A 26,614-nucleotide genomic window follows, 5' to 3' on the forward strand; every position below is an offset into this window, starting at 1 on the left:
AAAGCGAGATAAAGAGGCGCATATCGTTGGCTTTGGTCAGGATGTTGCGTGAATTTTGATGCGGAGCATCTCGCGTATACAGCGCTGTGATGTTCCTCAGCCCGCGCCCAGCGCGGCTTAAGACGAGGTGGGAGTGATGGCGAAGATCGTCGTCGACGGCACTGAAATCGACGTCCCGGCCGAATATACGCTGCTTCAGGCATGCGAGGCGGCCGGGGTTGAGATTCCGCGCTTCTGCTTCCATGAGCGCCTGTCCATCGCAGGAAACTGCCGCATGTGCCTTGTGGAAGTGAAGGGCGGGCCACCCAAGCCGACCGCTTCCTGTGCCATGGCGGTGAAAGATCTGCGTCCGGGGCCGAACGGTGAGCCGCCTGTCGTGCTGACCAAGAGCCCGATGGTGAAAAAGGCGCGCGAAGGGGTGATGGAGTTCCTGCTCATCAATCACCCTTTGGACTGCCCGATCTGCGATCAGGGCGGTGAGTGTGACCTTCAGGATCAGGCCATGGCCTATGGCGTGGATACGTCTCGCTTTGCCGAGAACAAGCGCGCCGTGGAAGACAAATATATTGGCCCGCTCATCCGCACTTCCATGACGCGGTGTATTCACTGCACGCGCTGTGTGCGCTTCACCACTGAAGTAGCCGGCGTGGCTGAAATGGGGGCCATCGGGCGTGGTGAGGATTCTGAAATCACCACCTATCTCGAAAAGGCTCTGACCTCTGAGATGCAGGGCAATGTGGCGGATCTGTGCCCCGTGGGTGCGCTGACGCACAAGCCTTATGCCTTCCATGCCCGCCCCTGGGAGCTTATCAAGACAGAATCCATTGATGTGATGGATGCTGTCGGCTCCAATATCCGGGTGGATACGCGTGGGCGGGAAGTGATGCGCATTCTGCCGCGCATCAATGATGCTGTGAACGAAGAGTGGATCTCCGACAAATCCCGTTACGTTTGGGATGGTCTGAAGACCCAGCGCCTTGATCGCCCTTATGTGCGCAAGGATGGGCGATTTGTTCCCGCTTCATGGAATGAGGCTTTCGCGCTCATTGCCGAGAAGGTGAGGGCGGCTAATCCAAAGCGCGTCGGGGCTATTGTGGGTGATCTGGCCAGCACGGAAGAGGTCTTCGCGATGAAGACGCTTTTGGGCAAGCTGGGTTCGTCCAGCATTGATTGCCGGCAGGATAGCGCTGCGCTTGACCCAGCTCTGGGGCGCGCGACTTATATCTTCAATCCGTCCATTTCCGGTATTGAAGAGGCGGATGCCATTCTGCTTGTTGGCGCAGACCCGCGTCACGAGGCTTCTGTAGTTAATGCCCGCATTCGCAAGCGGTGGCGGACAGGCGAATTGCGCGTGGGCCTGATTGGTCCGCAGGTGGACCTGACTTATAGCTATGACTATCTCGGTGCCGGGCCTGAAAGCCTTGCAGCACTGACGGGGCAGGGCTCCTTTGCTGACGCGCTGCGTCAGGCCGAGCGTCCGATGGTGATTGTGGGGCAGGGTGCCTTGACACGCGCGGATGGTGAGGCAGTGCTTTCTCTGGCGGCTCAGGTTGCCGTGGCAACCGGTGCCATCAAGGAAGACTGGAACGGCTTTGCTGTTCTGCACACGGCGGCCGCCCGTGTGGGTGCGCTGGATGTGGGTGCTGTTCCTGGCAAGGACGGCTTGAATGTAAAAGCAATGACAGCTCCGAACGGGCTGGATGTGGCCTTCCTGATGGGGGCAGATGAGGTGGACGTTGCGCCAGGTGCGTTCGTTGTCTATCTCGGCACTCATGGGGATCGCGGCGCACATCGTGCGGATGTCATTCTGCCGGGTGCGGCTTATACAGAGAAGTCCGGCCTGTATGTGAATACGGAAGGCCGGGTGCAGTTCGCCAATCGTGCAGCTTTCCCGCCTGGTGAAGCTCGCGAGGACTGGGCCGTGCTGCGCGCGCTTTCGGAAGTGCTTGGGCAGACCTTGCCATTTGATAATCTGGCTGGATTGCGGGCTGCTCTCGTGACCGCTCATCCGCACTTTGCTCGGATTGACGTGATCGAACCCGCAGATGCTGCCGCTATTGAAGCTCTGGCACAGGTCGGCGGCAAGACGGACAGCGCTCCTTTTGCACCGGCTATTGAGGATTTCTTCCTCACTAATCCCATCGCGCGGGCTTCGGCTGTGATGGCGGAATGCTCTTCGCTGCGCTCGTCCGCAGCTGCTGAAGCTGCGGAGTAGCCGATGGGTGGATGTGACACCAAGCGAGCGCTCTTCCCCGGAAGAGAGACGTTCGCCAGCACAGGTCAGGCGCGTTCTCGCCTGTCCTGCACCTTCTTCGTCGTCGCCGCCTGCGGGCGGTTGAATGGGCACCTTAAAAGCATCGTGGGAACAAGGACATGAGCTGGCAGGATACCCTTCTCCAGGTGGTGATTATCCTGGCACAGAGCCTCGCCCTGCTGGTGGCCCTGCTGGTCTTCATCGCTTACATTCTTCTTGCGGATCGCAAGATCTGGGCGGCTGTGCAGATTCGGCGTGGTCCCAACGTTGTGGGCCCGTTCGGCCTGTTCCAGTCCTTCGCGGATCTGTTGAAGTTCGTCTTCAAGGAGCCGACCATTCCGGCAGGCGCCAACAAGGTGCTTTTCCTTCTGGCGCCATTGGTCACTTGTGTGCTGGCGCTGGCGGCCTGGGCCGTGGTGCCTCTGACGGAAGGTTGGGTGATCGCTGATCTGAATGTCGGCGTACTCTACATCTTTGCCATTTCATCGCTGGGTGTTTATGGCGTCATCATGGGCGGCTGGGCTTCCAACTCGAAGTACCCCTTCCTGGCCTCGCTGCGCTCTGCAGCGCAGATGGTGTCTTATGAAGTCTCCATCGGCTTCGTCATTCTCACCGTGCTGATGTGCGCCGGCTCCATGAATCTGTCACAGATCGTCGCTGCACAGGATGGTGAGTGGGGGCTGCTGAACTGGTATTTCCTGCCATTGCTGCCGATGTTCGTCATCTTCTACGTGTCGGCGCTAGCTGAAACCAACCGTCCGCCCTTCGATCTGGTCGAGGCAGAATCGGAGCTGGTTGCAGGCTTCATGACAGAATATGGCTCGACGCCTTACCTGCTGTTCATGCTTGGTGAGTATGTGGCCATTCTGACCATGTGCGCTCTGGCGACGATCCTGTTCCTTGGTGGTTGGCTGTCTCCTCTGCCGTTCGCGCCCTTCACCTGGGTGCCGGGCCTTGTTTGGTTCATCCTCAAGGTCTGCTTCATGTTCTTCCTCTTCGCCATGGCGAAGGCCATTGTGCCGCGCTACCGCTATGACCAGCTGATGCGTCTGGGTTGGAAGGTGTTCCTCCCGATTTCTCTGGTGGCTGTGGTTGTTGTGGCCAGTGTGCTGCACTTCTCAGGGATGGCGCCGCAATGATTGCCATTCAGATCCTTCAGTCGGATTGCCTCAAGGCTATGGGAGAGCGCTCATGAAGCTGGATCAGGCCGCACGCGCCTTCTTCCTGACGGAATTTATCTCCGCTTTCTTTCTCGGCATGCGCTATTTCTTCCAGCCCAAGCCGACCCTGAACTATCCCTTCGAGAAGGGGCCTTTGTCGCCCCGTTTCCGTGGGGAACATGCCTTGCGCCGTTACCCCAATGGGGAAGAGCGTTGCATTGCATGCAAGCTGTGCGAAGCCATCTGCCCTGCGCAGGCCATTACCATCGAAGCCGGCCCGCGTCGGAATGATGGCACCCGGCGCACCACCCGCTACGACATCGACATGGTGAAGTGCATCTATTGCGGCTTTTGTCAGGAAGCATGCCCGGTGGACGCCATTGTCGAGGGGCCGAATTTCGAGTTCGCCACGGAAACCCGTGAAGAGCTCTACTACAACAAGGAGCGACTGCTCGCGAATGGTGACCGCTGGGAGCGGGAAATCGCGCGGTCGATTGCTCTGGATGCACCGTATCGCTGATCTGGCGGTGTTTTTGGTCAATGTCATCTATCGCCCTGTGCGATGGATGTAACTTGAAGCGGTTCGGTTCCGTGCCGGACCAGAGAGTGGGTTTCGGGATGGGTCAATTCTATCCATGCACCGTACACGCTGCGATTGCGCGTGGTGGTGCGAAGATGAACGGCGCGATGCAGTCGCGCAGGGGAGGGCTCTCCGCATGAGTGTCGCGGCAGCGTTTTTCTATCTCTTCGCGTTCGTGTTGGTGGCGTCCGCCGTCATGGTGATCTCCTCCCGCAATCCGGTGCAGTCGGTTCTGTTCCTGATCCTGGCTTTTGTGAACGCGGCCGGCCTTTTCATTCTGATCGGTGCTGAGTTTCTCGGCCTGATCCTCGTCGTCGTTTATGTCGGTGCCGTGGCGGTGTTGTTCCTTTTCGTCGTCATGATGCTTGACGTGGACTTCGTGGAGCTTCGTCAGGGGTTCCTTCAGTACATGCCTTTGGGTGTTCTGATCGGGGTGATTTTCCTTGCGGAGTTGGTGCTGGTCGTTGGGGCTTGGGTTACGGCTCCGAGCCTCTCGGGGATGGTGGCGACGGCAACACCCGGTGATGATGCCCTGACCAATGTGCAGGCTATCGGCCGCGTGCTCTACACTGACTATATCTATTTCTTCCAGGCGGCGGGCTTTGTGCTGCTGGTGGCCATGATCGGGGCGATTGTTCTCACCCTGCGCCACAAGCCCAATGTCCGGCGACAGAACATCACGGCCCAGGTGGCGCGCCAGCCCGAGGAAACTCTCGAGGTTGTCAAGGTGCGCCCGGGTCAGGGCCTGTAAGGGGGCAGCCATGGAGATCGGTCTCTCCCACTATCTCACTGTCGGGGCGATCCTGTTCACGCTGGGCACGCTCGGCATCTTCCTCAACCGGAAGAATGTGATCGTTATCCTGATGTCGGTCGAGCTGATCCTGCTCGCCGTCAATATCAACCTCGTGGCTTTCTCCGTGTTCCAGGGCAACCTGGTGGGGCAGATTTTCGCCCTGCTGGTTTTGACCGTTGCGGCGGCAGAGGCGGCCATCGGTCTTGCCATTCTCGTGGTGTTCTACCGCAATCGCGGTTCGATCGCCGTCGAGGACATCAACGCCATGAAGGGTTGAGGTCATGTATCAGGCAATTGTCTTCCTCCCCCTTGTCGGCTTTCTGATTGCTGGCCTGTTTGGGCGCACTATTGGTGCGCGGGCCAGTGAGGTGGTTACGACGGCTCTGCTTTTCATCGCCTGCGGGCTGGCCTGGATTACATTCTTCCAGGTCGGTTTCGAAGGTCAGGACATTCGTATTGTCCTGATGGATTGGTTCACCGTTGGGGACCTCAAGGTCGAATGGGCCCTGCGCATCGATTCCATCACGGCTGTGATGCTGATCGTGGTGACCACGGTTTCGGCTCTCGTGCATCTGTACTCGATGGGGTACATGCATGAAGATCCTTGCCGGCCGCGCTTTTTCGCCTATCTCTCGCTCTTCACCTTCGCCATGCTGATGCTGGTGACGGCCGATAATCTGGTGCAGATGTTCTTCGGCTGGGAAGGCGTGGGTCTGGCCTCTTATCTGCTGATCGGCTTCTGGTTCGAAAAGCCGGCTCCGAATGCTGCGGCCATGAAGGCCTTTGTGGTCAACCGCGTGGGTGACTTCGGCTTCATGTTGGGCATGTTCGCGCTTTTCTTCATGACGGGCTCTCTGGCATTCGATCAGGTGTTCGCGGAAGCGCCGGCATTGGTCGGCCAGAACATTTCCTTCCTTTGGGGCGAGTGGGATGCGCCAACGGTCATCGCGTTGCTGCTTTTTGTTGGGGCGATGGGCAAGTCCGCTCAGCTTCTCCTGCATACATGGCTGCCTGACGCCATGGAGGGCCCGACCCCGGTTTCTGCCCTGATCCATGCGGCGACGATGGTGACGGCAGGTGTGTTCATGGTGGCGCGTATGTCGCCCATCTTTGAGCTTTCGCCTGTCGCACTGGATGTGGTGATGGTGGTGGGTGCGACGACCTGCTTCTTCGCTGCGACGATTGCTCTTGTGCAGCCGGACATCAAGAAGGTGATCGCCTACTCAACCTGCTCTCAGCTCGGCTACATGTTTGCCGCCATGGGTGCGGGGGCCTATTCGGTTGGTCTGTTCCATCTGCTTACACATGCCAGCTTCAAAGCACTGCTGTTCTTGTGCGCCGGCTCCGTCATCGTTGCGATGCACCATGAGCAGGACATGCGTAAGATGGGCGGCCTCTGGAAGAAGGTGCCATTTACCTATCTGACCATGTTGATTGGGACGCTGGCCATTACCGGCTTTCCTTTCACCGCTGGGTATTATTCCAAGGATGCCATCATTGAGGCTGCCTATTCGAGCGCGAGTAATTTCTCGCTCTATGGCTGGATCATGACGGTCACGGCGGCGGGTCTGACGTCCTTCTACTCTTGGCGTCTGGTGTTCATGACCTTCCACGGGAAGCCGCGGGATCAGCACGCATACGATCATGCGCATGAATCTCCTCTGGTCATGACCATTCCTCTGGCGATCCTCAGTGTCGCGGCGATGGTCGCGGGTTATCTGCTGTACCCCGTCTTCGTGGGTCACGATGTAGAAGCCTTCTTCCGGGATTCCATCTATCTGGGTGCTGAGAACCATGTGTTGCACGCCATGCACGATATGCCTGCGCTGCTGGTTCTGGCTCCGACATTCCTGATGCTGATCGGTTTCGTCGTCGCCCTGTGGTTCTACGTGCTGTCGCCGGAAGTGCCGGTGGCGCTGGCCCGGAATTACAATGGCCTTTACCGCCTGTTGCTCAACAAGTGGTACTTCGACGAGATCTACAATGTGATCTTCGTGCGTCCCGCAGTCTGGCTTGGCCGGCTGTTGTGGAAGCGGGGCGATGGCACCATCATTGACGGTTTCGGACCGGATGGTGTCTCTGCCCGGGTGCTGGATATTACGGGCCGCGCCGTGCGGTTGCAGACCGGCTACCTCTATCATTACGCCTTCGTGATGCTGATCGGCGTCGCGGCCCTGCTCACCTGGTTCATGTTCGTCGGAGTGTGATGCCATGATCAACTGGCCTATCCTCTCCGTCGTCACCTTCCTGCCGCTCGTCGGCGCGCTCTTCATCTTTTTGGTGCGGGGTGATGAAGAGGTGGCGGCGCGCAACGCGCGTTGGGTGGCGTTGTGGACCACCCTTGTCACCTTCGTGGTGTCTCTCATTCTGTTGCCGAATTTCGATTATGCGGATTCCGGCTTCCAGTTTGTAGAGAAAACCCCGTGGCTGGGTGATGTCGCGTCTTATCATATGGGCGTCGATGGTATTTCCCTGCCTTTCGTTCTGCTCACCACCTTTTTGATGCCTTTCGCGATCCTTGCATCGTGGCAGAGCGTACATACGCGGGTGAAGGAATATATGATCGCCTTCATGGTTCTTGAGACCATGATGATCGGTACCTTCTGTGCGCTTGATCTTGTCCTCTTCTACTTCTTCTTTGAAGGCGGCCTGATCCCGATGTTCCTCATCATTGGTGTGTGGGGCGGACCGCGCCGTATTTATGCGGCTTTCAAGTTCTTCCTCTACACGCTGACCGGTTCCGTGCTGATGATGCTCGCCATCATGGCCATGTACTGGCAGGCCGGCACCACGGATGTGCCGACCCTGATGACTTACGGTTTCCCGGCAGGCATGCAGATCTGGCTTTGGCTGGCCTTCTTCGCCTCTTTCGCAGTGAAGATGCCGATGTGGCCAGTGCATACCTGGTTGCCCGACACCCATGTGGAAGCGCCGACGGCAGGCTCCGTCATTCTTGCAGGTGTTCTGCTGAAGATGGGTGGCTATGGCTTCCTGCGCTTCTCTCTGCCGATGTTCCCGGAAGCGAGCGCTTTCTTCGCGCCGATGGTCTACACGCTGTCTGTGGTGGCCATCATCTACACCTCGCTTGTGGCGTTGGTGCAGGATGACATGAAGAAGCTGGTGGCTTATTCCTCTGTCGCGCATATGGGCTTCGTCACCATGGGGATCTTCGCCATGAATGAGGCCGGGCTTCAGGGGGCGATGTTCCTCATGATCTCGCACGGCTTCGTATCCGGTGCGCTCTTCCTGTGCGTGGGTGTGATCTATGACCGTATGCATACGCGTCAGATTGCGGCCTATGGCGGCCTTGCAAAGCGGATGCCGCTCTATGCAACGGTGATGATGATCTTCACCATGGCCAATATCGGTTTGCCGGGGACATCGGGCTTTGTGGGTGAGTTCCTCACCATGTTGTCTGTTTTCGAGCGGAACACCTGGGTGGCCTTTTTTGCGGCCACGGGCATCATCCTCTCGGCCGGTTATGCGCTGTGGCTCTACTGGCGGGTGATCTTCGGGCCGCTCGAAAAGGAGAACCTGAAGCACATTCTGGATCTGTCGCCGCGCGAAGTGGTGATTATGGTGCCGCTGGTTGTTCTCACCATTCTGTTCGGTGTGTGGCCCATGCCTATCCTCAACATGACGTCAGGTGCGGTGAACGCGGTTCTCGCGCGCACAGACGTGGTGACGGGTGCGGTCAAGACCGCGCTCATCCTGCCCTTCTGATCGCGAGGTCGCTATGTCGCAGCTCCTGCCTCCCATTGGCGCGGTTCTGCCCGAACTCGTGCTTGCCATCTCCGCTATCGTACTGATCCTTATCGGTGCGATCCGCGGAGAGGCGGCCGCCAATTTCGTTACTGGCCTCGCCATCGCCGTGCTTGTTGCTGCCGGCGTTCTGGTGGTGCTTGGGCCCGGTGGTGAAACAGTGGCCTTCCATGGCTCCTTGGTCATCGGGCCGTTCAGCCGTTTCATGCAGATGCTGGCCATTATCGGCGCAGCGGTCTCGCTCATCATGGCGGTGGATTGGCTGAACCGTGAAAAGCAGGCCAAGTTTGAATATGCCGTGCTCATCCTTCTGGCTGTGCTGGGCATGTGCATGCTGGTGGCCGCGGGTGATTTCATCGCGCTGTATCTTGGCCTCGAACTGATGAGCCTCTCACTTTATGTGGTGGCAGCCATCAATCGGGATTCCGTGCGCTCCACAGAGGCGGGCCTGAAGTATTTCGTGCTGGGTGCTCTTTCTTCCGGCATGCTGCTTTATGGTGCATCTCTGGTTTATGGTTTCACCGGTTCGGTGAACTTCCACGCTATTGCCGATGCCGCACGTGAGCCGAGCCTGGGGCTGGTTTTTGGTCTGGTGTTCGTTTTGGCGGGCCTGTGCTTCAAGATTTCGGCTGTTCCTTTCCATATGTGGACGCCGGATGTGTATGAGGGCGCACCCACTCCGGTGACGGTGTTCTTCGCCTCCGCGCCCAAGGTGGCGGGGATGGCGATCTTCATTCGTATCGTCACGGAGGCTTTCCCGAACATTCAGCATGACTGGCAGCAGATCGTCGCCTTTGTGTCGGTTGCTTCCATGGTGCTGGGCGCTTTCGCAGCGATTGGCCAGCGCAACATCAAGCGTCTGATGGCATATTCCTCTATTGGTCATATGGGCTTCGCTCTTGTGGGGCTTGCTGCTGCGACGTCTGAGGGTGTGCGTGGCGTGCTGGTGTATATGGCCATTTATGTGGTCATGACGCTGGGAAGCTTCGCCTGCATTCTGTCCATGCGTCGCAAGGGGCAGGCTGTGGAGAATATTGACGATCTGGCTGGCCTGTCGCGCACCAATCCGCTCATGGCTCTGATGCTGGGCGCACTGATGTTCTCTCTGGCGGGTATCCCTCCGCTGGCGGGCTTCCTCGCCAAATACTATGTCTTCATCGCGGCTATCGAAGCTGGCCTGTACGGGCTTGCGGTGATTGGCGTGCTCTCCTCTGTCGTGGGTGCCTACTACTATCTGCGTGTTGTCAAGGTGATGTATTTTGATGAGCCCGCAGAAGCGTTTGACCCCATGCCGTCTGAGCTGAAGGCTGTTCTTGGCGTCAGTGGGCTTTTCACGATCTTCTATTTCGTCTATCCCGCTCCTTTGATAGAGGCGGCGGGCGCTGCTGCCCGTTCACTATTTTGAGCTATGGCGAAATACGAATTTCAGGGTTCTACGGTTCCCATCATCCGCTTCACTGAAATCGGCTCTACCAATGCCGAAGGATTGGCGCGTCTCGCTCGTGGCGAGACGATGCCCGTCTGGCTGGTGAGCGATGTTCAAACAGCAGGGCGGGGCCGGCGGGGCCGGAGCTGGACATCGGAACTGGGCAATCTGTTTGCCTCTCTGGTGCTGCCAAATCCGGCGCCTATGGCAAATCTGGCTCAGCTTTGCTTCGTGGCCGGGCTTGCTGTGCGTGATGCGGTTCTCTCCGCAGCACCGCAGCTCAATCCCGAGCTTCTGAAGCTGAAATGGCCGAATGATCTGTTGCTGGATGGCGGAAAGCTGTCCGGCATTTTGGTTGAAGGCGGGGCCGATCTGCATGGTCGGCCCGCAGCTGTGATCGGTTTTGGCGTAAATTGCCTGCACCATCCGGATGATCTGCCATATCGGGCAACATGCCTGGAAAAGGCAGGGGCTCCCACGGCGCCGGATCGTTTGCTGGAAGCACTTGATCTTGCCATGGCTGTCCGCCTCAATCAGTGGAATGCAGGGAATGGCTTTGCCGCTATTCGCACAGACTGGATGCGACATGCTCTGGGCATGGGAGATCAGGTCAGCGTGCGTATCGGTGAGCGAGAGGTGATCGGCCGATTTGAAAACATTGATGCCCGTGGGGCTATGATGTTGCGTCGCCGTGATGGGGTCGCGGAAATTATCACCGCTGGGGATGTTTCTCTGCGCCTGCCGGAATAGTCGGGTGCCTGGCCCCGCTACCCATTCTTTGATGCCCGTTGCCCAAACTGCGGAAACGGGCCGAACGATTGATGAAAACAGTGCCACTCCACATCTTTGTGGGGTGGCACATTCTCTTGGAAGTGAGCGGAGATCATGACTGCCAGTGATGAACTGGTCTTCGTCCCCCTTGGTGGGGTGGGCGAGATCGGAATGAACCTCGCTCTTTATGGTTTTGGCCCGCGTCAGTCCCGTCGCTGGCTGATTGTTGATTTCGGTATGAGCTTCGCAGGTGATGAAGCGCCGGGGGTGGATCTGGTTCTGCCGGATATTCGCTTTCTTGAGGCCGAAAAAGACAATATTGTCGGACTGCTTATCACCCATGGTCATGAAGACCATATCGGTGCGGTTCTCGATTTATGGCCGCGCGTCGGGTGTCCAATCTACACAAGTGCATTTACTGCCGGCCTGTTGGAGGCCAAGCGGGCCGGGGAGCCCGGAGCGCCTTCAGATCTGCCGGTTACAGTTGTCCGGGGGGGCGAGCGTTTTCAGCTGGGCCCCTTCGATCTGGAATTTGTTCCGGTTGCCCATTCCATTCCTGATAGCCACGCCGTTGCTGTTCGTACGGCCGCAGGCCTTGTCGTGCATACGGGCGATTGGAAGCTGGATCCGACACCGGGTGTGGGGCACAGCACGGATACCGCACGATTGGCTGAGCTTGGCGCTGAAGGTGTGCGGGCTCTGGTTTGCGATTCCACCAACGCCACGCGTGATGGTCAGTCTCCTTCGGAAGCTGATGTTGCGGCTTCGCTGAAAGAGATTATCGGCAAGGCTCAGCACCGCGTGGCCTTCACGACATTCTCCTCCAATGTCGCTCGCATTCGTTCCATTGCGGAGGCGGCTTATGCCAATGGCCGTGAGGTCGTGGTGGTGGGCCGGGCGATGGAGCGGATCATCGCCGTGGCGCGTGAGCAGGGGCTGTTGAATGGTGTGCCGCCCTTCCGTACTCCGGAATCTTACAGCTATCTTGATCGCAGCAAGGTTGTCGCCATCCTGACAGGCAGTCAGGGTGAGCCACGCGCTGCTCTGCGGCGGATCGCCAATAATGACCACCCAGAAATTTCATTCGCACCGGGAGATCTGGTGGTTTTCTCATCACGGACGATTCCGGGCAATGAGAAGTTCGTCAATGATATCATCAATGCGCTCGTCAAGAGGGGCGTGGAGGTGATGACGGATCGTGACGAGCTGGTTCATGTCTCCGGGCATCCGCGCCGTGGCGAACTGGAAGAGATGTACAGACTGGTGAAGCCGACGCTGGCAGTGCCTGTTCACGGAGAGGCATTGCATTTGCATGCGCATGCCCAACTGGCGCGTGCCCTTGGTGTGCCGGAAGTGGTGAACTGCTATGATGGGCAGGTCATTCGTCTGGCTCCCGGCCCGGCCGAGCGTGTGGGGGAGGTGCCATTTGGGCGTCTTTACAAGGATGCTCGCCTACTGGTGCCGGAAGAAACACGCAGTCTGCGCGAGCGCCGCAAGCTCAGCTATGTGGGCACCATCTCAGTTGCGGTAGCTGTCGATAAGAAGGGCGGGCTGGTTAGCGACCCCTCTGTGGAACTGAGCGGTATTCCAGAGCGCGGCGAAGGCGGCGTGGATATGCTGGATCATGTTCTGGATACGGTCGTGAATGCGCTGGAAAATATGCCGCGCGCTCGGCGGCGTGATCCCGATGCGATGGCTGAATCGCTGGAACGCGCCGTGCGGGGATCGGTGAATGCCGTCTGGGGCAAAAAGCCGGTTTGCCACGTCCATGTACTGGATGTGTAATAGAAAGATATTGTCGTATTGCGGGCTGGTGCCCCCACTCGCATCAGGGAAAGGTGAGGATACATGATCGGACGGCTGAACCACGTCGCCATTGCAGTGCCGGATATTGCGGCCGCCACAGCCCTGTATCGCGATACGATGGGGGCGACCGTTTCCGAGGCTGTGCCCCAGCCAGAGCACGGTGTGACCACTGTTTTCATCGAGCTGCCCAACACCAAGATCGAGCTGTTGGAGCCGCTGGGTGAAAACTCCCCCATTGCCAAGTTCCTTGAGCGTAATGCTGATGGTGGCATTCACCACATCTGCTACGAGGTGGATGACATCATTGCCGCGCGGGACAAGCTGAAGGCCAATGGTGCGCGCGTTCTGGGCAATGGCGAGCCGAAGATCGGCGCGCATGGCAAGCCGGTGTTGTTCCTGCATCCGAAGGATTTTAACGGCACGCTGGTTGAACTCGAGCAGGCCTGATCTCGCCTTCCACCCAAGATGAGCCCCATTGCGAGTGAACTACGCGAGGCAGAATGTCCCTAGGAGCTGTTGTCGCGATCTTTCTCGCAACATGGTGTGGCACAATGCTTGTCGTGCTGCTGTGGAACAGGCGTCAGGTTTCGGTTGCGAAGGCTCGCAGTGAGGAAAGGAGTCGGATGCCGGCTCGAATCCCTCTGTTGGCCCTGTTGCTTTCGAGTAGTTTCGTGGCCGCACTTTTGACGGCGATTATCGCTTATCTGAAGATGCGGGGCGTTTCGACAGGCTGATTTTGCAAGTGAAGCAGGGTGAATTTCAAACGACCCTAAAAGGCCCCGGATATTTTCCGGGGCCTTTTTTGTGCGGGGCAACCAGAGATTTCAGATCATCAGGCAAGAGCAGGCTGATTCCCTGCGCGAATCTCTTGGGCCGATTCTGTCGTGACCGGGGGGTGTGTGAGGAGATCAGAAGCACAAGTGGTGGAAACATGGCCGCTCTGCGCAGGGGGAAATGCGCCTCTTGTATCCATGAATTGACGTATGCGGCATTGCAAAAGATAGTTGGCAACAAAGGTGGGCTGAAGGTCGGGGGCTGCGAAAAGAACTTGCATCAATGTATGGATGCAAGTTTCGGCCGGGCTGATATTCGCGCTAGGAGCTTGATTCCAAAAGAAAAGGCGAGACCCGGTGGTCTCGCCTCTTTCATTTCACGGTGCCACTTCCTGAGCTGCCAGTCTTCGCCGGCCTTTGCTTCGAGGGTGGCTTTCCGTGATCGCCATATCCTGTTGCCTATCCCATGGATGGCAACGGCTGGCGTTATTTTCGAATCCTCCCGAGACCCAGACCGTATGCACTGCCTGGCGCACCAGGCGAGTGACGATCCCCTTTCTTTGGCGCGCTCAAAATAGAACAAGAAACTGTCGTTTGTCACTCATGCGCCGCAATAAGAGTTATTGTGCGTCGCAATATGCGTAACGAATGTTCGGCGTCCTTCAGTGGGCTTGTGTTTTGGTCAGTCATCAGCTTTCTGTCACACTCAGCTTTTTTCACCCCAGCCTTTGAGCACGTCGATGCGCCTCTCTCGTTATTTCCTGCCGATTCTCCGTGAAGTGCCGAAGGAGGCGGAGATCGTTTCCCACCGGCTGATGCTGCGTGCCGGCATGATCCGCCAGGAAGCTGCGGGCATTTATGCCTGGCTGCCGCTGGGTCACCGTGTGCTCACCAAGATCTGCAACATCATCCGTGAAGAGCAGAATCGCGCTGGCGGCAATGAACTGCTCATGCCTACCATTCAGTCTGCGGATTTGTGGCGCGAGAGCGGGCGCTATGATGATTATGGCAAGGAGATGCTGCGCATTCGGGATCGGCACGAGCGTGAAATGCTCTTCGGCCCCACCAATGAGGAAATGATCACCGATATCGTCCGCGCCTATGTGAAGTCTTACAAGGCGTTGCCGCTGAACCTCTACCATATCCAGTGGAAGTTCCGCGATGAGGTGCGCCCGCGCTTTGGTGTCTACCGCTCACGCGAATTCCTCATGAAGGATGCCTATTCCTTCGATCTGACGCCGGAGGGTGCGCGCCACTCCTACAACAAGATGTTCGCGGCTTATCTGCGCACCTTCTCGCGCATGGGGCTGAAGGCCATTCCCATGATGGCTGACACCGGCCCCATTGGCGGCAACCTTTCGCATGAGTTCATCATTCTGGCCTCCACCGGCGAGAGCGAGGTGTTCTGCCATGGCGATTTCCTGGATATGGCGCCGCCGCCGGCCGATGTGAATTTTGATGATGCCGAAGGCTTGCAGGGCATTTTCGACAAGTGGACCTCGCTTTATGCCGCCACTTCGGAAAAGCATGACGAAGCTGCTTTCAATGCCATTCCCGAAGGCAAGCGTCTTGCTGCACGTGGCATCGAGGTGGGGCATATCTTCTATTTCGGCACAAAATACTCGGCCCCGTTTGGCGCACAGGTGCTGGGGCCGGATGGCCAGCAGCATCCCATCCAGATGGGTTCCTATGGTATCGGCCCCTCCCGCCTCGTGGCTGCCATGATCGAAGCCTCCCATGATGAGGCGGGAATCATCTGGCCGGATGCGGTGGCGCCTTTCCAGGTGGGTATTCTCAATCTGAAGGCGGGCAACAGCGAAACGGAAGCGGCGTGTGAGCAGCTTTACGCCTCGCTCACGGCTGCCGGTTATGATGTGCTCTATGACGACACCGAGGAGCGGCCGGGCGCAAAATTCGCGACGGCGGATCTCATCGGCTTGCCGTGGCAGATCCTCGTGGGCCCGCGTGGCCTTGCCGAGGGGAAGGTGGAACTGAAGCGCCGCGTCGATGGCAGCCGCGAGCAGATTGCTCCCGGAGATATTCTGGAGCGGCTGAAGGCGTGAGCCTGAAGAAATGAGGCAGAGGCGATGACGGCGAACGGGGCCGCTGTGGCAAAGGACGAGGAACCCACCGGCACACGCCCGTTCGCGGCGTTTGAGTGGATGCTGTCGCTGCGCTATCTGCGGGCCCGGCGCAAGGAAGGTTTCATCTCGGTCATCGCCGGTTTCTCCTTTCTGGGAATCATGCTGGGTGTGGCCACGCTCATCATCGTCATGGCGGTGATGAACGGCTTTCGGCAGGAGTTGCTCAGCAAGATTCTGGGGTTGAACGGCCATGTGCTGGTGCAGCCTCTGGAAAGTCCGCTGACCGATTATGATGAAGTCGCCAAGCGCATCGCCGGTCTCAATGGGGTGCGCTTCGCCGTGCCGCTTGTGGAGGGGCAGGCGCTGGCGTCATCCCAGTTCGGGGCCTCTGGCGTGCTGGTGCGCGGTCTCTCCGAAAAAAGCCTGCGTGAACTGCCTTCCGTGGCCGGTAATATCAAGAGCGGAACACTGGAGGGGTTCGACAAGGGGCAGGGGCTGGCCATCGGCAAGCGCCTTGCGGATCAGCTCTCGCTGCGCGCGGGCGATAATATCACCATTGTTTCGCCTCGCGGCGCGGTTACGCCCATGGGCACGTCTCCACGCATCAAGGTCTACAAGGTCGGCGCCATTTTTGAAGTCGGCATGTCTGAATATGATGGCGCCTTCGTCTTCATGCCGCTGGATGAGGCGCAAGCCTATTTCAACCATAATGGCGATGTGAACGCCATTGAGGTTTATGTCGACAATCCCGATGATGTGGGCGAATTGCGCGGGGCCATTGAGGCGGGTGCGCAGCGGCCAGTCTATCTGGTGGACTGGAGGCAGCGCAACGCCACGTTCTTCAACGCCTTGCAGGTGGAGCGGAACGTCATGTTCCTTATTCTCACCCTGATTGTGCTGGTGGCGGCGCTGAACATCATTTCCGGCCTCATCATGCTGGTGAAAGACAAGGGGCACGACATCGCCATTCTGCGCACCATGGGGGCCACACAGGGGGCCATCATGCGCATCTTCCTCATTACGGGGGCTTCCATTGGCGTGGTGGGTACGCTGGTGGGCTTCGTGCTGGGGGTGCTGGTGTGCTGGAATATCGAGGCCATACGCCAGTTCATTTCCTGGATCACGGCCACGGAGCTGTTTTCACCAGAGCTTTATTATCTCAGCCGGTTGCCGGCCGAGATGGATGTGGGTGAAACCGCAACTGTTGTGGTGATGGCTCTGGTGTTGTCTCTTCTGGCCACCCTTTATCCTTCCTGGCGGGCCGCCCGGCTCGATCCGGTTGAGGCGCTGAGATACGAGTGATGGTCCGTTCATCCACGCCAGAGGAGACCGCCATGGGTCTGGAGCAGTGCCTTCACACGCCTCCAAAACCGCGTCTTGCCCTTGCGCTGGCCGGAGTTGTGCGCAGCTATGGGGAAGGCGAGGGGCGCAAACTGGAGATTCTGCGCGCGGCTGATCTGGCCATTGCGCACGGGCAGTCCGTGGCTCTGGTCGCGCCTTCCGGCACCGGCAAATCCACCCTGCTGCATGTGGCCGGGCTGCTGGAACATTCCGATGAGGGTGAAGTCTTCATTGATGGCCAGCCCACCGCCCAACTGAGCGATGCCGAACGGACGCGGATCCGTCGGTTGAGCATTGGTTTCGTCTATCAGTTCCATCACCTGCTGGGCGAATTCACTGCGCTGGAAAATGTGGCCATGCCGCAGATGATCCGCGGGCTTGCCCACAAGGAGGCCAATCAGCGGGCAGAGGAACTGCTCGCTTATCTTGGCCTTGGGGAACGCCTCACCCATCGCCCGGCGGAACTGTCCGGGGGGGAACAGCAGCGTGTGGCCATTGCGCGTGCGCTGGCCAATGCGCCTCGTCTGCTTCTGGCTGATGAGCCGACAGGGAATCTCGATCCCAAAACATCTGCTCATGTTTTTGATGCTCTGACCGAACTGGTGCAGGCCACGGGCGTCGCGGCGCTCATCGCCACCCATAATATGGAGCTGGCGGCCCGGATGGATCGCCGGGTGACGTTGCGTGAAGGTAAGGTCATAGAGCTGCCCTGAGGCGTGAGGCTGAGTCTGTCCCTGCTTCTGCTTTTAGGAGTGAATCGCACTCTTGAGCGGTTCCAAGGTTTGCGAGCGCTGCGCAATAGCTTCGCTTTTGGTTTAAATCTCTCGTAATATCATGTACTTATGGAAGTGCGTGGTGGATGTGGCATGTGCGTGCCGAGGCATGGCGAGCGTTCGGCATTTGCGATAAATTGGAATGGAGCCGCCGCGGTAGCAGTGACCGTCCGGGTTGTTTCCGGTCGTGTTGGGCTGCGGTCTTTAATTCGGTTTGTATTCCGGTGACGCGTGATGCCCCTCCGCATTCATGACCGCCCAGAGATGGGTTGGAAATCTGGTCGTTTTCTGATTGGGGCGACCCTTTTTGCTTCTTTCATTTTGAGCGCTCCTGTTGCTTCGGCGCAGGTTTATCATTCTGCACCAGCTCAGGGCGGCGCCTACGATTCCGCCCCACAGGCGACGAACCCGGAGCCGGCCCAGCCCGCGCCGGCCTCATCTGCCGCGCCCGTTGCTGAAACGTCTTCCACACAAGATGCGCCACCCCCTGTGCCCTCTGGAAGTGGGGCTGCCCCGGCTTCATCCGCACCTGTGCCGGCGGCTTCTGCGGCGCAGGCTCCGGCACAGACGACCGCTCCAGCAGACGCCGGACAGACGCTTTCTACCGCTGAAACGGCACAAGAGAGTGCGCAAGGACAGGGGGCAAGGCAGGGGGCGGGACAGGGCGACAATCAGGCTTCTGCGCCTGAAACCATCGCCGATGAACCAGCTGCTGAAGAGGCTGACACCGGTTCTTTCATGGATAATCTCAACGCGCCCGCATCCACCCTGCCGCATGATTTGTCCCCCTGGGGCATGTTCATGGCAGCGGATTGGGTGGTGAAGGCGGTGATGATAGGCCTCGCCTTCGCCTCCGTGGTGACATGGACAATCTGGGTGGCGAAGTCGCTTGAGCTGGCTATTGCCCGCCGCACCGTGCGCCGCACGCTGAAAGTGTTGCGCAATTCTGCAACGCTGGAAGAAGCCGCCCGCCTGATGCCGAATGGTCAGGGCCCGGCGCAGGCGGCCCTGGTGGCTGCGCTGGATGAGTGGAAGGCTTCTGAAGGCTTGCCGGCGGATGGCGTGAAGGAACGTGTGGTGGTGGTTCTGAACCGCATAGAGGCGGCGGCGGGCCGCCGGATGCAGGCCGGCACCGGCATTCTGGCCACTATTGGCGCGACTGCGCCATTTGTGGGCCTGTTCGGCACTGTCTGGGGCATCATGAACAGCTTTATCGGCATTTCGAAAGCGCAGACGACCAATCTCGCCATTGTTGCGCCGGGTATCGCCGAGGCGCTTCTGGCGACCGCGATTGGTCTTGTCGCCGCTATTCCGGCGGTGGTCATTTATAATGTGTTCGCCCGCGCGATTGCCGGCTATCGGGCCAGTCTTGCGGATACCTCTTCGGAAGTGCTGCGCCATCTCTCCCGAGATCTGGACCGGGAAGCGCGTGACGAAGGCAAGCCCGCTCTGCGCGCGGCGGCCGAGTGACAGGCGGGTTTCATGGTGGCCAAGCTAGACCATGGCGGGGATGAACTCGCCGAGAATCATGAGATCAATGTCACGCCCTTTATCGACGTGATGCTGGTTCTTCTCATCATCTTCATGGTGGCGGCTCCTCTCGCCACCGTGGATATTCCGGTGGATTTGCCCAGTTCCAACGCTCGGCCGCAGGCCAGGCCGGACAAGCCGCTCTTCCTCTCTCTGAAGAAGGATCTCAGCCTGTCACTGGGGGATGAGACCATTCCGCGCGATGCGCTTGGGGCCGCGCTGAACAGGATCACCCAATCCGATCACGAGCAGCGCGTCTTCGTGCGGGCTGACAAGGCCGTATCTTATGGTGATGTGATGGGCGTGATGAATCTGCTGCGCGAGGCCGGCTATCTCAAGGTGGCTCTTGTCGGGCTCGAAGGTACGGTCTCCGGGCAAGAGGGGGCTGCCCCTGTCGCAGCAGGCGCATTGCCGCCTGCTGCACCCTCTGCAACGCCTGCCGCCGCCGGAGCAGCCCGGTGAGAGGGGCGCGTTGGCACGATTTTGACAAGGCGCACCTGCCACGGCTGATTGTGGTGTGGGTTGTTGCCGGGCTGTTCATTCTGCTGGCCCATTCTGTGGCGGTTTATGCCGCCCTGTATTGGCAGCAGGAGGCGCCGGCGGAGCCGCCCCCCGCCGCCGTGATGGTGGAACTGGCCCCCATGCCGGTCAGCTCCGAACAGCAGCAGGATGATGTTGCGCCGGGTCTCCCCGCTGTGCAGGCACCGGATGTGCCGGAGGACAAGCCGCCGGAAGACACGCCGGATGAGCAGACGCCCCCGCCAGAGCCTGTTCAGGAGCAGGTGGAGGAGGATATTCCCGAGCTGGAACCCACGCCTGCGCTGTCAGATGTGGTGCTGCCGCAACCCAAGCCGAAGGATATGCCGCAGGAGGCTGAAAAGCCGGAGCCCAAGCCCAGGGAAAAGGCCAAACCCAAGGCGCGCCCCAAGCGGAGCAAACCTGCGCCGGCCACCACAGCCGCACCCCGTTCTGATGCACCGCGGGCGCGCAATACGGCTGCGCCTTCAGCGGGAGCCAGCGCCAGCAACTCACGTGCACGCGCCACCTGGGCCTCTCGCGTTTCCGCCCATCTCAACCGCTACAAGCGTTATCCGCGGGGGGCGGAAAGAGTGACGGGCCGGCCCGTGGTGCGGTTCTCGCTGAATGGTTCCGGCCGCCTGACATCTGTAGCGCTGGTGCGCTCCTCCGGTTCTTCCGTGCTCGATCGGGAAGCCGTGGCCACGGTGCGCCGGGCCAATCCCTTCCCGCGGCCACCGGATGGCAGGGGAGCGACCTTCAGTGTGCCGGTGAACTTCACCCGGCGCTGAGCCGGCAATGTTCATGAGGCAAAAGCGGGGCAGCGATGTTTTTGTCGCAGCCCCGCTTGTTTGGACTTAAGGCGCACGCTGTGATAAGCGCTGAAACCGCTCCAGCCTGCATGGATATGAGCTTCATGGCCAAACGCCATGGCTCTGGTCCCCATACTGGCCGCGGAGCGCTGAGCCCGATATCACCGGAGACCCGCCATGGCTTCGCATGACGCGACGACCGCCTCCAGCCCGGAGGAATTGAACCGCTTTTTCACCGCCTCTCTCGCCGAGATTGATCCCGAGATCATCGGCGCGGTGAAGGCGGAACTGGGTCGTCAGCGCGATGAGATCGAACTCATTGCTTCGGAAAACATCGTTTCTCGCGCTGTTCTGGAAGCACAGGGCTCGGTGCTCACCAACAAATATGCAGAAGGTTATCCCGGCAAGCGCTATTATGGCGGTTGTCAGTATGTGGATGTGGTGGAAGACCTCGCCATTGAGCGCGCCAAGAAGCTGTTTGGCTGCGCCTTCGCCAATGTGCAGCCCAATTCCGGCAGCCAGGCGAATCAAGGGGTGTTTTTCGCCGTGTTGCAGCCGGGCGATACCTATCTGGGCCTGAACCTTGCCGCAGGTGGCCATCTGACCCACGGCGCGCCGGTCAATATGTCCGGTAAGTGGTTCAATGCCGTGCCTTATATGGTGAAGCAGGACGATCACCGCATTGATTATGACGAGGTGGCCCGCCTCGCGGATCAGCACAAGCCGAAGCTGATCGTGGCCGGTGGCTCTGCTTATCCGCGCATCATTGATTTCGCGAAGATGCGTGAGATCGCGGATAGTGTCGGCGCTTTGCTGATGGTGGACATGGCGCATTTCGCTGGCCTGGTGGCGGGCGGCGCGCATCCCAGCCCGTTCCCCCATGCCCATGTGGTCACCACCACGACTCACAAGACCCTGCGTGGCCCGCGCGGCGGCATGATTCTGACCAATGACGAGGCTCTGGCGAAGAAGATCAATTCCGCCATCTTCCCCGGCATTCAGGGTGGGCCGCTCATGCATGTCATCGCCGGCAAGGCCGTGGCCTTCGGTGAGGCGCTGCGCCCCGAATTCAAGACCTATGCGAACAATGTGGTGGAGAATGCGAAGGTCTTGGCCGAGACCCTGAAAGGCCATGGCTTCGATATCGTCTCCGGTGGCACGGATACCCATCTGATGCTGGTGGATCTTCGCCCCAAGGGCCTCACCGGCAAGGTTTCGGAGAGCGCGCTGGGCCGGGCTCACATCACCTGCAACAAGAATGGCATTCCGTTTGACCCGGAAAAGCCCTTCATCACTTCCGGCGTGCGTCTTGGCACACCGGCCGGCACCACGCGCGGTTTCGGCAAGGAAGAGTTCCGGCAGATTGGTGATTTCATCGCCGAGGTGCTGAATGTGCTCTCCCAGAAGAAGACGGATGAGGATTCACTGGTGGAAGAAGCCGTGCGGGGCAAGGTCGCCGCGCTGCTGAAGAAGTTCCCCATCTATCCGGGCCTCTGATTTCAGGGCTCTGATTTCCTCAGGGATATGACCTGTGGCGGAGGCGGTTAGTCATGCGGTGCCCCTATTGCAGCAGCCTGGATACCCAGGTGAAGGATAGCCGGCCGACCGATGACAGCACGGCCATCCGCCGCAGGCGCATTTGTTCGGATTGCGGCGGGCGCTTCACCACCTTTGAGCGCGTGCAACTGCGTGAGTTGACTGTGCTGAAGCGATCCGGGCGGCGTGTTCCGTTTGACCGGGACAAACTGGCGCGGTCGGTTGAAGTGGCGCTGCGCAAGCGTCCTGTCGATCATGACAGGGTGGAGCGGATGCTCTCCGGCCTTGTGCGACAGCTGGAAAGTCTGGGCGAGCCGGAAGTCTCCTCCGGCATCATCGGAGAGATGGTGATGGAGGGGCTGAAGCAGATTGATGATGTGGCCTATGTGCGCTTCGCCTCGGTCTATCGCGATTTTCGCGAGGCCAAGGATTTTGAAAATGCGCTGGCCGAACTGGGGCAGATCGTCGAAGAGGAGGGCTCCACGGGTGCGCGAATGGGCATGCCGCACGATGAGGCAGACTCTTCTGAAAAGACGACAGCACCCGATGCGCCTTCTTCGCAGGGCGGGCTGCAATAAGCATGTCTTCATCACGTGATTTTGCGGCCAAGGGCACCTTCGCTCCGCCGGCTTCCGCTGCGGGTGTGACCTCGCCGGAAGAAGATGAGCGTTTCATGGCCGAGGCGCTGGCCGTAGGCCGTACGGGGCTGGGCCGCACCTGGCCCAATCCGTCTGTCGGGGCTGTGGTTGTGCAGCATGGAGCGCAGGGTCCGCAAGTGATCGGCGCGGCGGCGACAGCTCCGGCGGGCCGGCCTCATGCCGAGCCGCAGGCTCTCGCACAGGCGGGGGAGGCCGCAGCCGGTTCCACGCTTTACGTTACGCTGGAGCCTTGTTCTCACCATGGCCGCACCCCGCCTTGTGCCGATGCGGTGATTGCTGCCGGCGTGCGGCGTGTCGTCGTGGCCGTGGAAGATCCCGATCAGCGCGTGAAGGGCCGTGGCATTGCGCGGTTGCGGGCCGCGGGTATTTGGGTCTCGGCCGGTGTGGGCGCGGAAGCGGCCTTATCCGATCATGCCGGGCATATTCGCCGTGTTACGGAAGGCCGCCCGCATGTGCTGCTGAAACTGGCATTGTCGGCGGATGGCAAGGCCGGTCTGGCGGGGCCTCGCCCGGCTGTCATCACCGGGGCGGAGGCGCGGGTGCGCTCTCACATGATGCGCGCTCATATGGATGCCATTCTGGTGGGTATTGGCACTGTGAAGGCCGATGATCCCATGCTGACCTGTCGTCTGGAAGGCTGTGAGGCGCGTTCTCCGGTGCGTCTCGTGCTGGACAGCGCATTGGAACTGCCGCTGGATTCGGCGTTGGTGCGCACGGCCTGTGATGTGCCGGTGTGGGTGATTGGTGCTGAAGATGCCGATGCCGGGCGCGAAGCGGCCCTGGCGGAGCTGGGCATTGAGGTGCTGCGGGTGCCGCGTGGGCGCGGCGGGCGACTTTATCTGCCAGCTGTGGTGAAATTGCTGGGTATGCTGGGCATTACCCGCCTGATGGTGGAAGGCGGGCCTGCTGTGGCTTCCGCCTTTCTGGCGGATGGGCTGGTGGATGAGCTGGCCCTGTTCTCCAGCCCCGTGGTGCTGGGGGCAGATGCTGTGGACGCCTTTGCCGGTCGTCCTCCTCATCATCTGTTGAGCCCGGTGGGCTTTGCAGAAGTGGAGCGCACGGATCTGGGGGCAGACCAGCTTGTGAGATTGTGGCGGCGTTGAACCCGGCTTTCGTTCGGCTTTCGCTCGTTGGCAGGATATTTGTGGTTGCACATTTCCCGCAAGCGCTCTGTGCTCTATAGAATGCTGCGAGTCTTTGTTTTTCTGTACATTTCGTCGTGGCATGGCGGCTCATGCTACATCCCTATCGTGACCGGAGCGGCTCATGCTCAAATCCATTAAGCCTTTCATCGAGACACATTTTCCGAAGCTCTTTGGAATCATGTCCGATATCCGGGATGAAAAGGCGATCAAGGATGGGGAAGCTGAGATCCAGCTTTTGCCGCTGTTTGTCAGCAAGGGCGATGTGGTGTGCGATGTGGGGGCCAATCGCGGCCTTTACACCTACTGGTTCCTGAAGTTGGGGGCGCAGGTTCAGGCGTTTGAGCCCAATCCGCGCCTCACCCGCATCATGCGTCTGCGCTTTGCCAGTGCGATGAAGAATGGCCAGCTTGAAGTGCATGACAGCGCCGCCAGTGACCATGCCGATAGCGTGACCCTTGAGGTGCCGGCCAATGCCGCCGCGCTGGGCACTATTGAGCATGGCGCGCTTGATAAGGTGGCGGGTGCCCGCATGGATACCTTCACCGTCGCCACCTGTCGGCTGGATGATGCGGTGAGCGGGCCGGTCGATTTCATCAAGATTGATGTGGAGGGGCACGAGGTCGCTGCCGTGGATGGCGGCCTTGAAACCATTGGCCGGGAGCATCCCACCCTGCTGATCGAATCCGAGGACCGGCACAAAAATGGCTCTATCGAGATGCTGCGTGCCCGGCTGGAGCCGTTGGGCTATAAGGGCTTCTTTTTCGATGGTCGCAGGCTGAACCCCATCGAAACCTTCGACAAGGCCAAGCATCAGAATGTTGCGGCCCTGAACGAAGAGGGGACAGGCCGCCGACCGGGCATGATCTACTACAACAATTTCATCTTCGCCCTGCGGCCGGCCGTTCTTGGCAAGATAGCGGACTTCAACAAAAACTGAGCCTGCACCTTGCGCCGGAAGGCGTAAGGGAAGGGGTGGGCAGGGCCGTCTTTCGGAGCTAGAAAGGCGCAAACCAGTCGCGCCCAGGCGCAGGCTGCCACAGCCGGTTTCGTGCTGGCTTCGGCGCGTGAAAACGCACATCTTTCGGGAGAAGAAGCATGTTCACCGGCATCATCACCGATGTGGGCGATTTGGTGTCCGTTGATGCGCATGGCGAGGTGAAAACCCTGACCATCGCCACGGATTACGAAGCGGCGGGCATCGCGCTTGGGGCCTCGATTGCGTGTGCTGGTGTGTGTCTGACCGTGACTTCTGTGGGGCCGGGCAAGGCGCGCAAAACCCATTTCTCCGCTGATGCAGCCCCGGAGACGCTCGCCATCACCACCGTGGCGCAATGGCAGCCGGGCCGTCGCATCAATCTGGAGCGCGCGCTGAAGATGGGTGATGAGCTGGGTGGCCATGTGGTGAGTGGCCATGTGGACTGCAAAGCGATGGTCGTGGAGCGGGATGATCTGGGCGAAACCACCCGTTTCGTTTTTGAGGTGCCCGCAGAGCTGGCGCGTTTTGTGGCTGTGAAGGGGTCTGTCACGCTGGATGGCGCCTCGCTCACTGTCAACAGCGTGGATGGTTGTCGCTTTTCCTGCCTGCTTATCCCGCATACGCTGGGCGTCACCACATGGGGGGCAATCGCCCCCGGTGATGCAGTGAATTTCGAGGCGGATGTGATGGCGCGCTATGCTGCGCGTCTGGCCGAGTTTCCGCGGGGTTGATGGCGAAAAAACAGGGCATCCGGGTCGGGTGTGCATTTTCGCGTTTCAATGCCGGGGCAAAATGCAATAGAGCATCAGCAGGTGATGTTTCGGCAATGCGTGCCGGCTGCATCTGCGAGGGGAGGCCCGCTGCCGGGTGCGCCTCTTGATTATTCTGGAGAGAGTTCATGGTCACCACGCGCAGGGAAAGTGCTGCAACGGCGGATGAGCCGCTGGATGGTGCGCGCGTTCTCATTGTTGAAGGGCGCTATTATGAGGCGCTGGCCGACGAATTGCTGGCCGGTGCGCGTGCGGTGCTGGAAGCCGCTGGCGTCGAGGTGGAGGTGATTACCGTGCCCGGCGCGCTGGAAGTGCCTGTCGCCGCCGAAATCGCCATTGAGGCCGCCGAGATGAATGGCGAGATGGTGGATGCGGTGATCGGTCTTGGCGTCATCATTCGTGGCGAGACCTACCATTTTGAAATCGTGGCGGAACAATCCGCGCGTGGCATCATGGATGTGGGTATTGGCCACGCCATGCCGGTGGGCAATGGCATTCTCACGGTGGAAACCGAGGCGCAGGCTTGGGAACGCGCGCGGGTGCGTGAGGGCAACAAGGGCGGTGGCGCGGCTGAGGCAGCGCTCTCCCTGTTGCGCCTGAAGCGGAGGCTGGAGCAATGAGCGCGGAACCCGCCAATAGCACCGGCAACGGGGGCAACAAAAGCGCCAGCAAGCCCATGAAGAAGAGCGCGGCCCGCCTTGGCGCGGTGCAGGCGCTCTACCAAATGGACCTTGCCCAGACCCCTCTGCATGATATTCTGGCCCAGTTCCAGACGTTCTGGCTGGGGCGCGAAGTGGAAGGGGTGCAGCTCGCCGATGCGGATGTGCGCCTGTTTCGCACCGTGGTGGAAGGCGTGCTGGAAGATCAGCGCCGTATTGACCCGCTGGTGAACAAGGTTCTGGCCGATAACTGGCCGCTCAGCCGTGTTGAAGCTGTGTTGCGCGCCATTCTGCGCGCCGGGGCTTTCGAGCTGCTGATGCTGGATGATGTGCCCGCGCGCGTTGTCATCGCCGAATATGTGAATGTGGCCGGCGCATTTCTGGATCGGGATGAAACCGGCATGGTGAATGCGGTGCTGGATAAATTGGCGCACGATCTGCGGGCCCACGAGTTCGCCACGGGCCTGACAGGACCAGGAGCAGTGTGA

General features: G+C 59.7%; 24 protein-coding genes. All 24 read left to right on the top strand.

Translation table 11 applies throughout. From position 1 onward, the window contains the following. Nucleotides 1–136 precede the first annotated feature (136 nt). The 24 genes from nuoG to nusB all read left to right on the top strand — a co-directional run bounded on the left by nuoG (nt 137) and on the right by nusB (nt 26,614). Complete coding sequence (nuoG, locus tag ACT6QH_RS09515; protein WP_444974578.1) at nt 137–2,215, top strand: NADH-quinone oxidoreductase subunit NuoG; 2,079 nt, start codon at nt 137–139, stop codon at nt 2,213–2,215. A gap of 158 nt (nt 2,216–2,373) precedes the next feature. Beyond that, the gene (gene nuoH / locus ACT6QH_RS09520) at nt 2,374–3,393 is read left to right on the top strand and encodes an NADH-quinone oxidoreductase subunit NuoH (RefSeq protein WP_444974579.1); all 1,020 of its coding nucleotides are present in this window, start codon (nt 2,374–2,376) and stop codon (nt 3,391–3,393) included. Nucleotides 3,394–3,445: 52 nt separating this feature from the next. Continuing rightward, entirely contained in the window at nt 3,446–3,934 is a 489-nt protein-coding gene (gene nuoI / locus ACT6QH_RS09525; protein ID WP_444974580.1) for an NADH-quinone oxidoreductase subunit NuoI, read from the top strand. A gap of 196 nt (nt 3,935–4,130) precedes the next feature. Beyond that, on the top strand, nt 4,131–4,745 hold the full coding sequence (locus ACT6QH_RS09530; protein WP_444974581.1) for an NADH-quinone oxidoreductase subunit J: 615 nt from the start codon (nt 4,131–4,133) through the stop codon (nt 4,743–4,745). A 10-nt stretch (nt 4,746–4,755) separates the two neighbouring features. Continuing rightward, nucleotides 4,756–5,064, top strand: a complete 309-nt coding sequence (nuoK, locus tag ACT6QH_RS09535) for an NADH-quinone oxidoreductase subunit NuoK (protein ID WP_444974582.1) — start codon at nt 4,756–4,758, stop codon at nt 5,062–5,064. 4 nt (nt 5,065–5,068) lie between these two features. Then, entirely contained in the window at nt 5,069–6,994 is a 1,926-nt protein-coding gene (nuoL, locus tag ACT6QH_RS09540) for an NADH-quinone oxidoreductase subunit L (RefSeq protein WP_444974583.1), read from the top strand. 4 nt (nt 6,995–6,998) lie between these two features. Continuing rightward, entirely contained in the window at nt 6,999–8,510 is a 1,512-nt protein-coding gene (locus tag ACT6QH_RS09545; protein WP_444974584.1) for an NADH-quinone oxidoreductase subunit M, read from the top strand. Between the two features lie 13 nt (nt 8,511–8,523). After that, nucleotides 8,524–9,954 (top strand): NADH-quinone oxidoreductase subunit NuoN, encoded by a 1,431-nt coding sequence (nuoN, locus tag ACT6QH_RS09550; protein ID WP_444974585.1) that lies wholly within the window; start codon nt 8,524–8,526, stop codon nt 9,952–9,954. Nucleotides 9,955–9,957: 3 nt separating this feature from the next. Next, complete coding sequence (locus tag ACT6QH_RS09555) at nt 9,958–10,725, top strand: biotin--[acetyl-CoA-carboxylase] ligase (RefSeq protein ID WP_444974586.1); 768 nt, start codon at nt 9,958–9,960, stop codon at nt 10,723–10,725. Between the two features lie 135 nt (nt 10,726–10,860). Then, nucleotides 10,861–12,531: a ribonuclease J gene (locus tag ACT6QH_RS09560; protein WP_444974587.1), complete on the top strand. Its 1,671-nt coding sequence runs from the start codon at nt 10,861–10,863 to the stop codon at nt 12,529–12,531. Nucleotides 12,532–12,594: 63 nt separating this feature from the next. Beyond that, nucleotides 12,595–12,999, top strand: a complete 405-nt coding sequence (mce, locus tag ACT6QH_RS09565) for a methylmalonyl-CoA epimerase (protein ID WP_444974588.1) — start codon at nt 12,595–12,597, stop codon at nt 12,997–12,999. Between the two features lie 1,066 nt (nt 13,000–14,065). After that, entirely contained in the window at nt 14,066–15,388 is a 1,323-nt protein-coding gene (gene proS, locus ACT6QH_RS09570) for a proline--tRNA ligase (protein WP_444974589.1), read from the top strand. A gap of 24 nt (nt 15,389–15,412) precedes the next feature. After that, nucleotides 15,413–16,711: a lipoprotein-releasing ABC transporter permease subunit gene (locus ACT6QH_RS09575; RefSeq protein ID WP_444974590.1), complete on the top strand. Its 1,299-nt coding sequence runs from the start codon at nt 15,413–15,415 to the stop codon at nt 16,709–16,711. A gap of 32 nt (nt 16,712–16,743) precedes the next feature. Next, the gene (locus ACT6QH_RS09580) at nt 16,744–17,463 is read left to right on the top strand and encodes an ABC transporter ATP-binding protein (RefSeq protein ID WP_444974645.1); all 720 of its coding nucleotides are present in this window, start codon (nt 16,744–16,746) and stop codon (nt 17,461–17,463) included. A gap of 381 nt (nt 17,464–17,844) precedes the next feature. Continuing rightward, a complete protein-coding gene (exbB, locus tag ACT6QH_RS09585; RefSeq protein WP_444974591.1) occupies nt 17,845–18,993 on the top strand; it encodes a tonB-system energizer ExbB in 1,149 nt (382 codons plus the stop codon). Nucleotides 18,994–19,005: 12 nt separating this feature from the next. After that, the gene (gene exbD / locus ACT6QH_RS09590) at nt 19,006–19,515 is read left to right on the top strand and encodes a TonB system transport protein ExbD (RefSeq protein ID WP_444974592.1); all 510 of its coding nucleotides are present in this window, start codon (nt 19,006–19,008) and stop codon (nt 19,513–19,515) included. Then, nucleotides 19,512–20,360: a TonB family protein gene (locus tag ACT6QH_RS09595; RefSeq protein ID WP_444974593.1), complete on the top strand. Its 849-nt coding sequence runs from the start codon at nt 19,512–19,514 to the stop codon at nt 20,358–20,360. The genes exbD and ACT6QH_RS09595 overlap by 4 nt, the downstream gene beginning before the upstream one ends. A gap of 198 nt (nt 20,361–20,558) precedes the next feature. Continuing rightward, the gene (gene glyA / locus ACT6QH_RS09600) at nt 20,559–21,878 is read left to right on the top strand and encodes a serine hydroxymethyltransferase (protein ID WP_444974594.1); all 1,320 of its coding nucleotides are present in this window, start codon (nt 20,559–20,561) and stop codon (nt 21,876–21,878) included. Nucleotides 21,879–21,931: 53 nt separating this feature from the next. Continuing rightward, complete coding sequence (gene nrdR / locus ACT6QH_RS09605) at nt 21,932–22,495, top strand: transcriptional regulator NrdR (protein ID WP_444974595.1); 564 nt, start codon at nt 21,932–21,934, stop codon at nt 22,493–22,495. 2 nt (nt 22,496–22,497) lie between these two features. Beyond that, the gene (gene ribD / locus ACT6QH_RS09610) at nt 22,498–23,679 is read left to right on the top strand and encodes a bifunctional diaminohydroxyphosphoribosylaminopyrimidine deaminase/5-amino-6-(5-phosphoribosylamino)uracil reductase RibD (protein WP_444974596.1); all 1,182 of its coding nucleotides are present in this window, start codon (nt 22,498–22,500) and stop codon (nt 23,677–23,679) included. Nucleotides 23,680–23,842: 163 nt separating this feature from the next. Beyond that, on the top strand, nt 23,843–24,658 hold the full coding sequence (locus ACT6QH_RS09615) for an FkbM family methyltransferase (RefSeq protein WP_444974597.1): 816 nt from the start codon (nt 23,843–23,845) through the stop codon (nt 24,656–24,658). A 158-nt stretch (nt 24,659–24,816) separates the two neighbouring features. Next, on the top strand, nt 24,817–25,428 hold the full coding sequence (locus tag ACT6QH_RS09620; protein ID WP_444974598.1) for a riboflavin synthase: 612 nt from the start codon (nt 24,817–24,819) through the stop codon (nt 25,426–25,428). A 167-nt stretch (nt 25,429–25,595) separates the two neighbouring features. After that, nucleotides 25,596–26,087 carry a 6,7-dimethyl-8-ribityllumazine synthase gene (gene ribH, locus ACT6QH_RS09625; protein ID WP_444974599.1) on the top strand — a complete coding sequence of 164 codons (492 nt, stop codon included), beginning with the start codon at nt 25,596–25,598 and terminating at the stop codon, nt 26,085–26,087. Next, nucleotides 26,084–26,614, top strand: a complete 531-nt coding sequence (gene nusB, locus ACT6QH_RS09630; RefSeq protein WP_444974600.1) for a transcription antitermination factor NusB — start codon at nt 26,084–26,086, stop codon at nt 26,612–26,614. The genes ribH and nusB overlap by 4 nt, the downstream gene beginning before the upstream one ends.

It is taken from the genome of Haloleucobacter albus (assembly GCF_052492075.1).

Coding starts and splice junctions, on each gene's coding strand:
- nuoG (WP_444974578.1), top strand. CDS start 137: ATGGCGAAGATCGTCGTCGACGGCACTGAAATCGACGTCCCGGCCGAA.
- nuoH (WP_444974579.1), top strand. CDS start 2,374: ATGAGCTGGCAGGATACCCTTCTCCAGGTGGTGATTATCCTGGCACAG.
- nuoI (WP_444974580.1), top strand. CDS start 3,446: ATGAAGCTGGATCAGGCCGCACGCGCCTTCTTCCTGACGGAATTTATC.
- ACT6QH_RS09530 (WP_444974581.1), top strand. CDS start 4,131: ATGAGTGTCGCGGCAGCGTTTTTCTATCTCTTCGCGTTCGTGTTGGTG.
- nuoK (WP_444974582.1), top strand. CDS start 4,756: ATGGAGATCGGTCTCTCCCACTATCTCACTGTCGGGGCGATCCTGTTC.
- nuoL (WP_444974583.1), top strand. CDS start 5,069: ATGTATCAGGCAATTGTCTTCCTCCCCCTTGTCGGCTTTCTGATTGCT.
- ACT6QH_RS09545 (WP_444974584.1), top strand. CDS start 6,999: ATGATCAACTGGCCTATCCTCTCCGTCGTCACCTTCCTGCCGCTCGTC.
- nuoN (WP_444974585.1), top strand. CDS start 8,524: ATGTCGCAGCTCCTGCCTCCCATTGGCGCGGTTCTGCCCGAACTCGTG.
- ACT6QH_RS09555 (WP_444974586.1), top strand. CDS start 9,958: ATGGCGAAATACGAATTTCAGGGTTCTACGGTTCCCATCATCCGCTTC.
- ACT6QH_RS09560 (WP_444974587.1), top strand. CDS start 10,861: ATGACTGCCAGTGATGAACTGGTCTTCGTCCCCCTTGGTGGGGTGGGC.
- mce (WP_444974588.1), top strand. CDS start 12,595: ATGATCGGACGGCTGAACCACGTCGCCATTGCAGTGCCGGATATTGCG.
- proS (WP_444974589.1), top strand. CDS start 14,066: ATGCGCCTCTCTCGTTATTTCCTGCCGATTCTCCGTGAAGTGCCGAAG.
- ACT6QH_RS09575 (WP_444974590.1), top strand. CDS start 15,413: ATGACGGCGAACGGGGCCGCTGTGGCAAAGGACGAGGAACCCACCGGC.
- ACT6QH_RS09580 (WP_444974645.1), top strand. CDS start 16,744: ATGGGTCTGGAGCAGTGCCTTCACACGCCTCCAAAACCGCGTCTTGCC.
- exbD (WP_444974592.1), top strand. CDS start 19,006: ATGGTGGCCAAGCTAGACCATGGCGGGGATGAACTCGCCGAGAATCAT.
- glyA (WP_444974594.1), top strand. CDS start 20,559: ATGGCTTCGCATGACGCGACGACCGCCTCCAGCCCGGAGGAATTGAAC.
- nrdR (WP_444974595.1), top strand. CDS start 21,932: ATGCGGTGCCCCTATTGCAGCAGCCTGGATACCCAGGTGAAGGATAGC.
- ribD (WP_444974596.1), top strand. CDS start 22,498: ATGTCTTCATCACGTGATTTTGCGGCCAAGGGCACCTTCGCTCCGCCG.
- ACT6QH_RS09615 (WP_444974597.1), top strand. CDS start 23,843: ATGCTCAAATCCATTAAGCCTTTCATCGAGACACATTTTCCGAAGCTC.
- ACT6QH_RS09620 (WP_444974598.1), top strand. CDS start 24,817: ATGTTCACCGGCATCATCACCGATGTGGGCGATTTGGTGTCCGTTGAT.
- ribH (WP_444974599.1), top strand. CDS start 25,596: ATGGTCACCACGCGCAGGGAAAGTGCTGCAACGGCGGATGAGCCGCTG.
- nusB (WP_444974600.1), top strand. CDS start 26,084: ATGAGCGCGGAACCCGCCAATAGCACCGGCAACGGGGGCAACAAAAGC.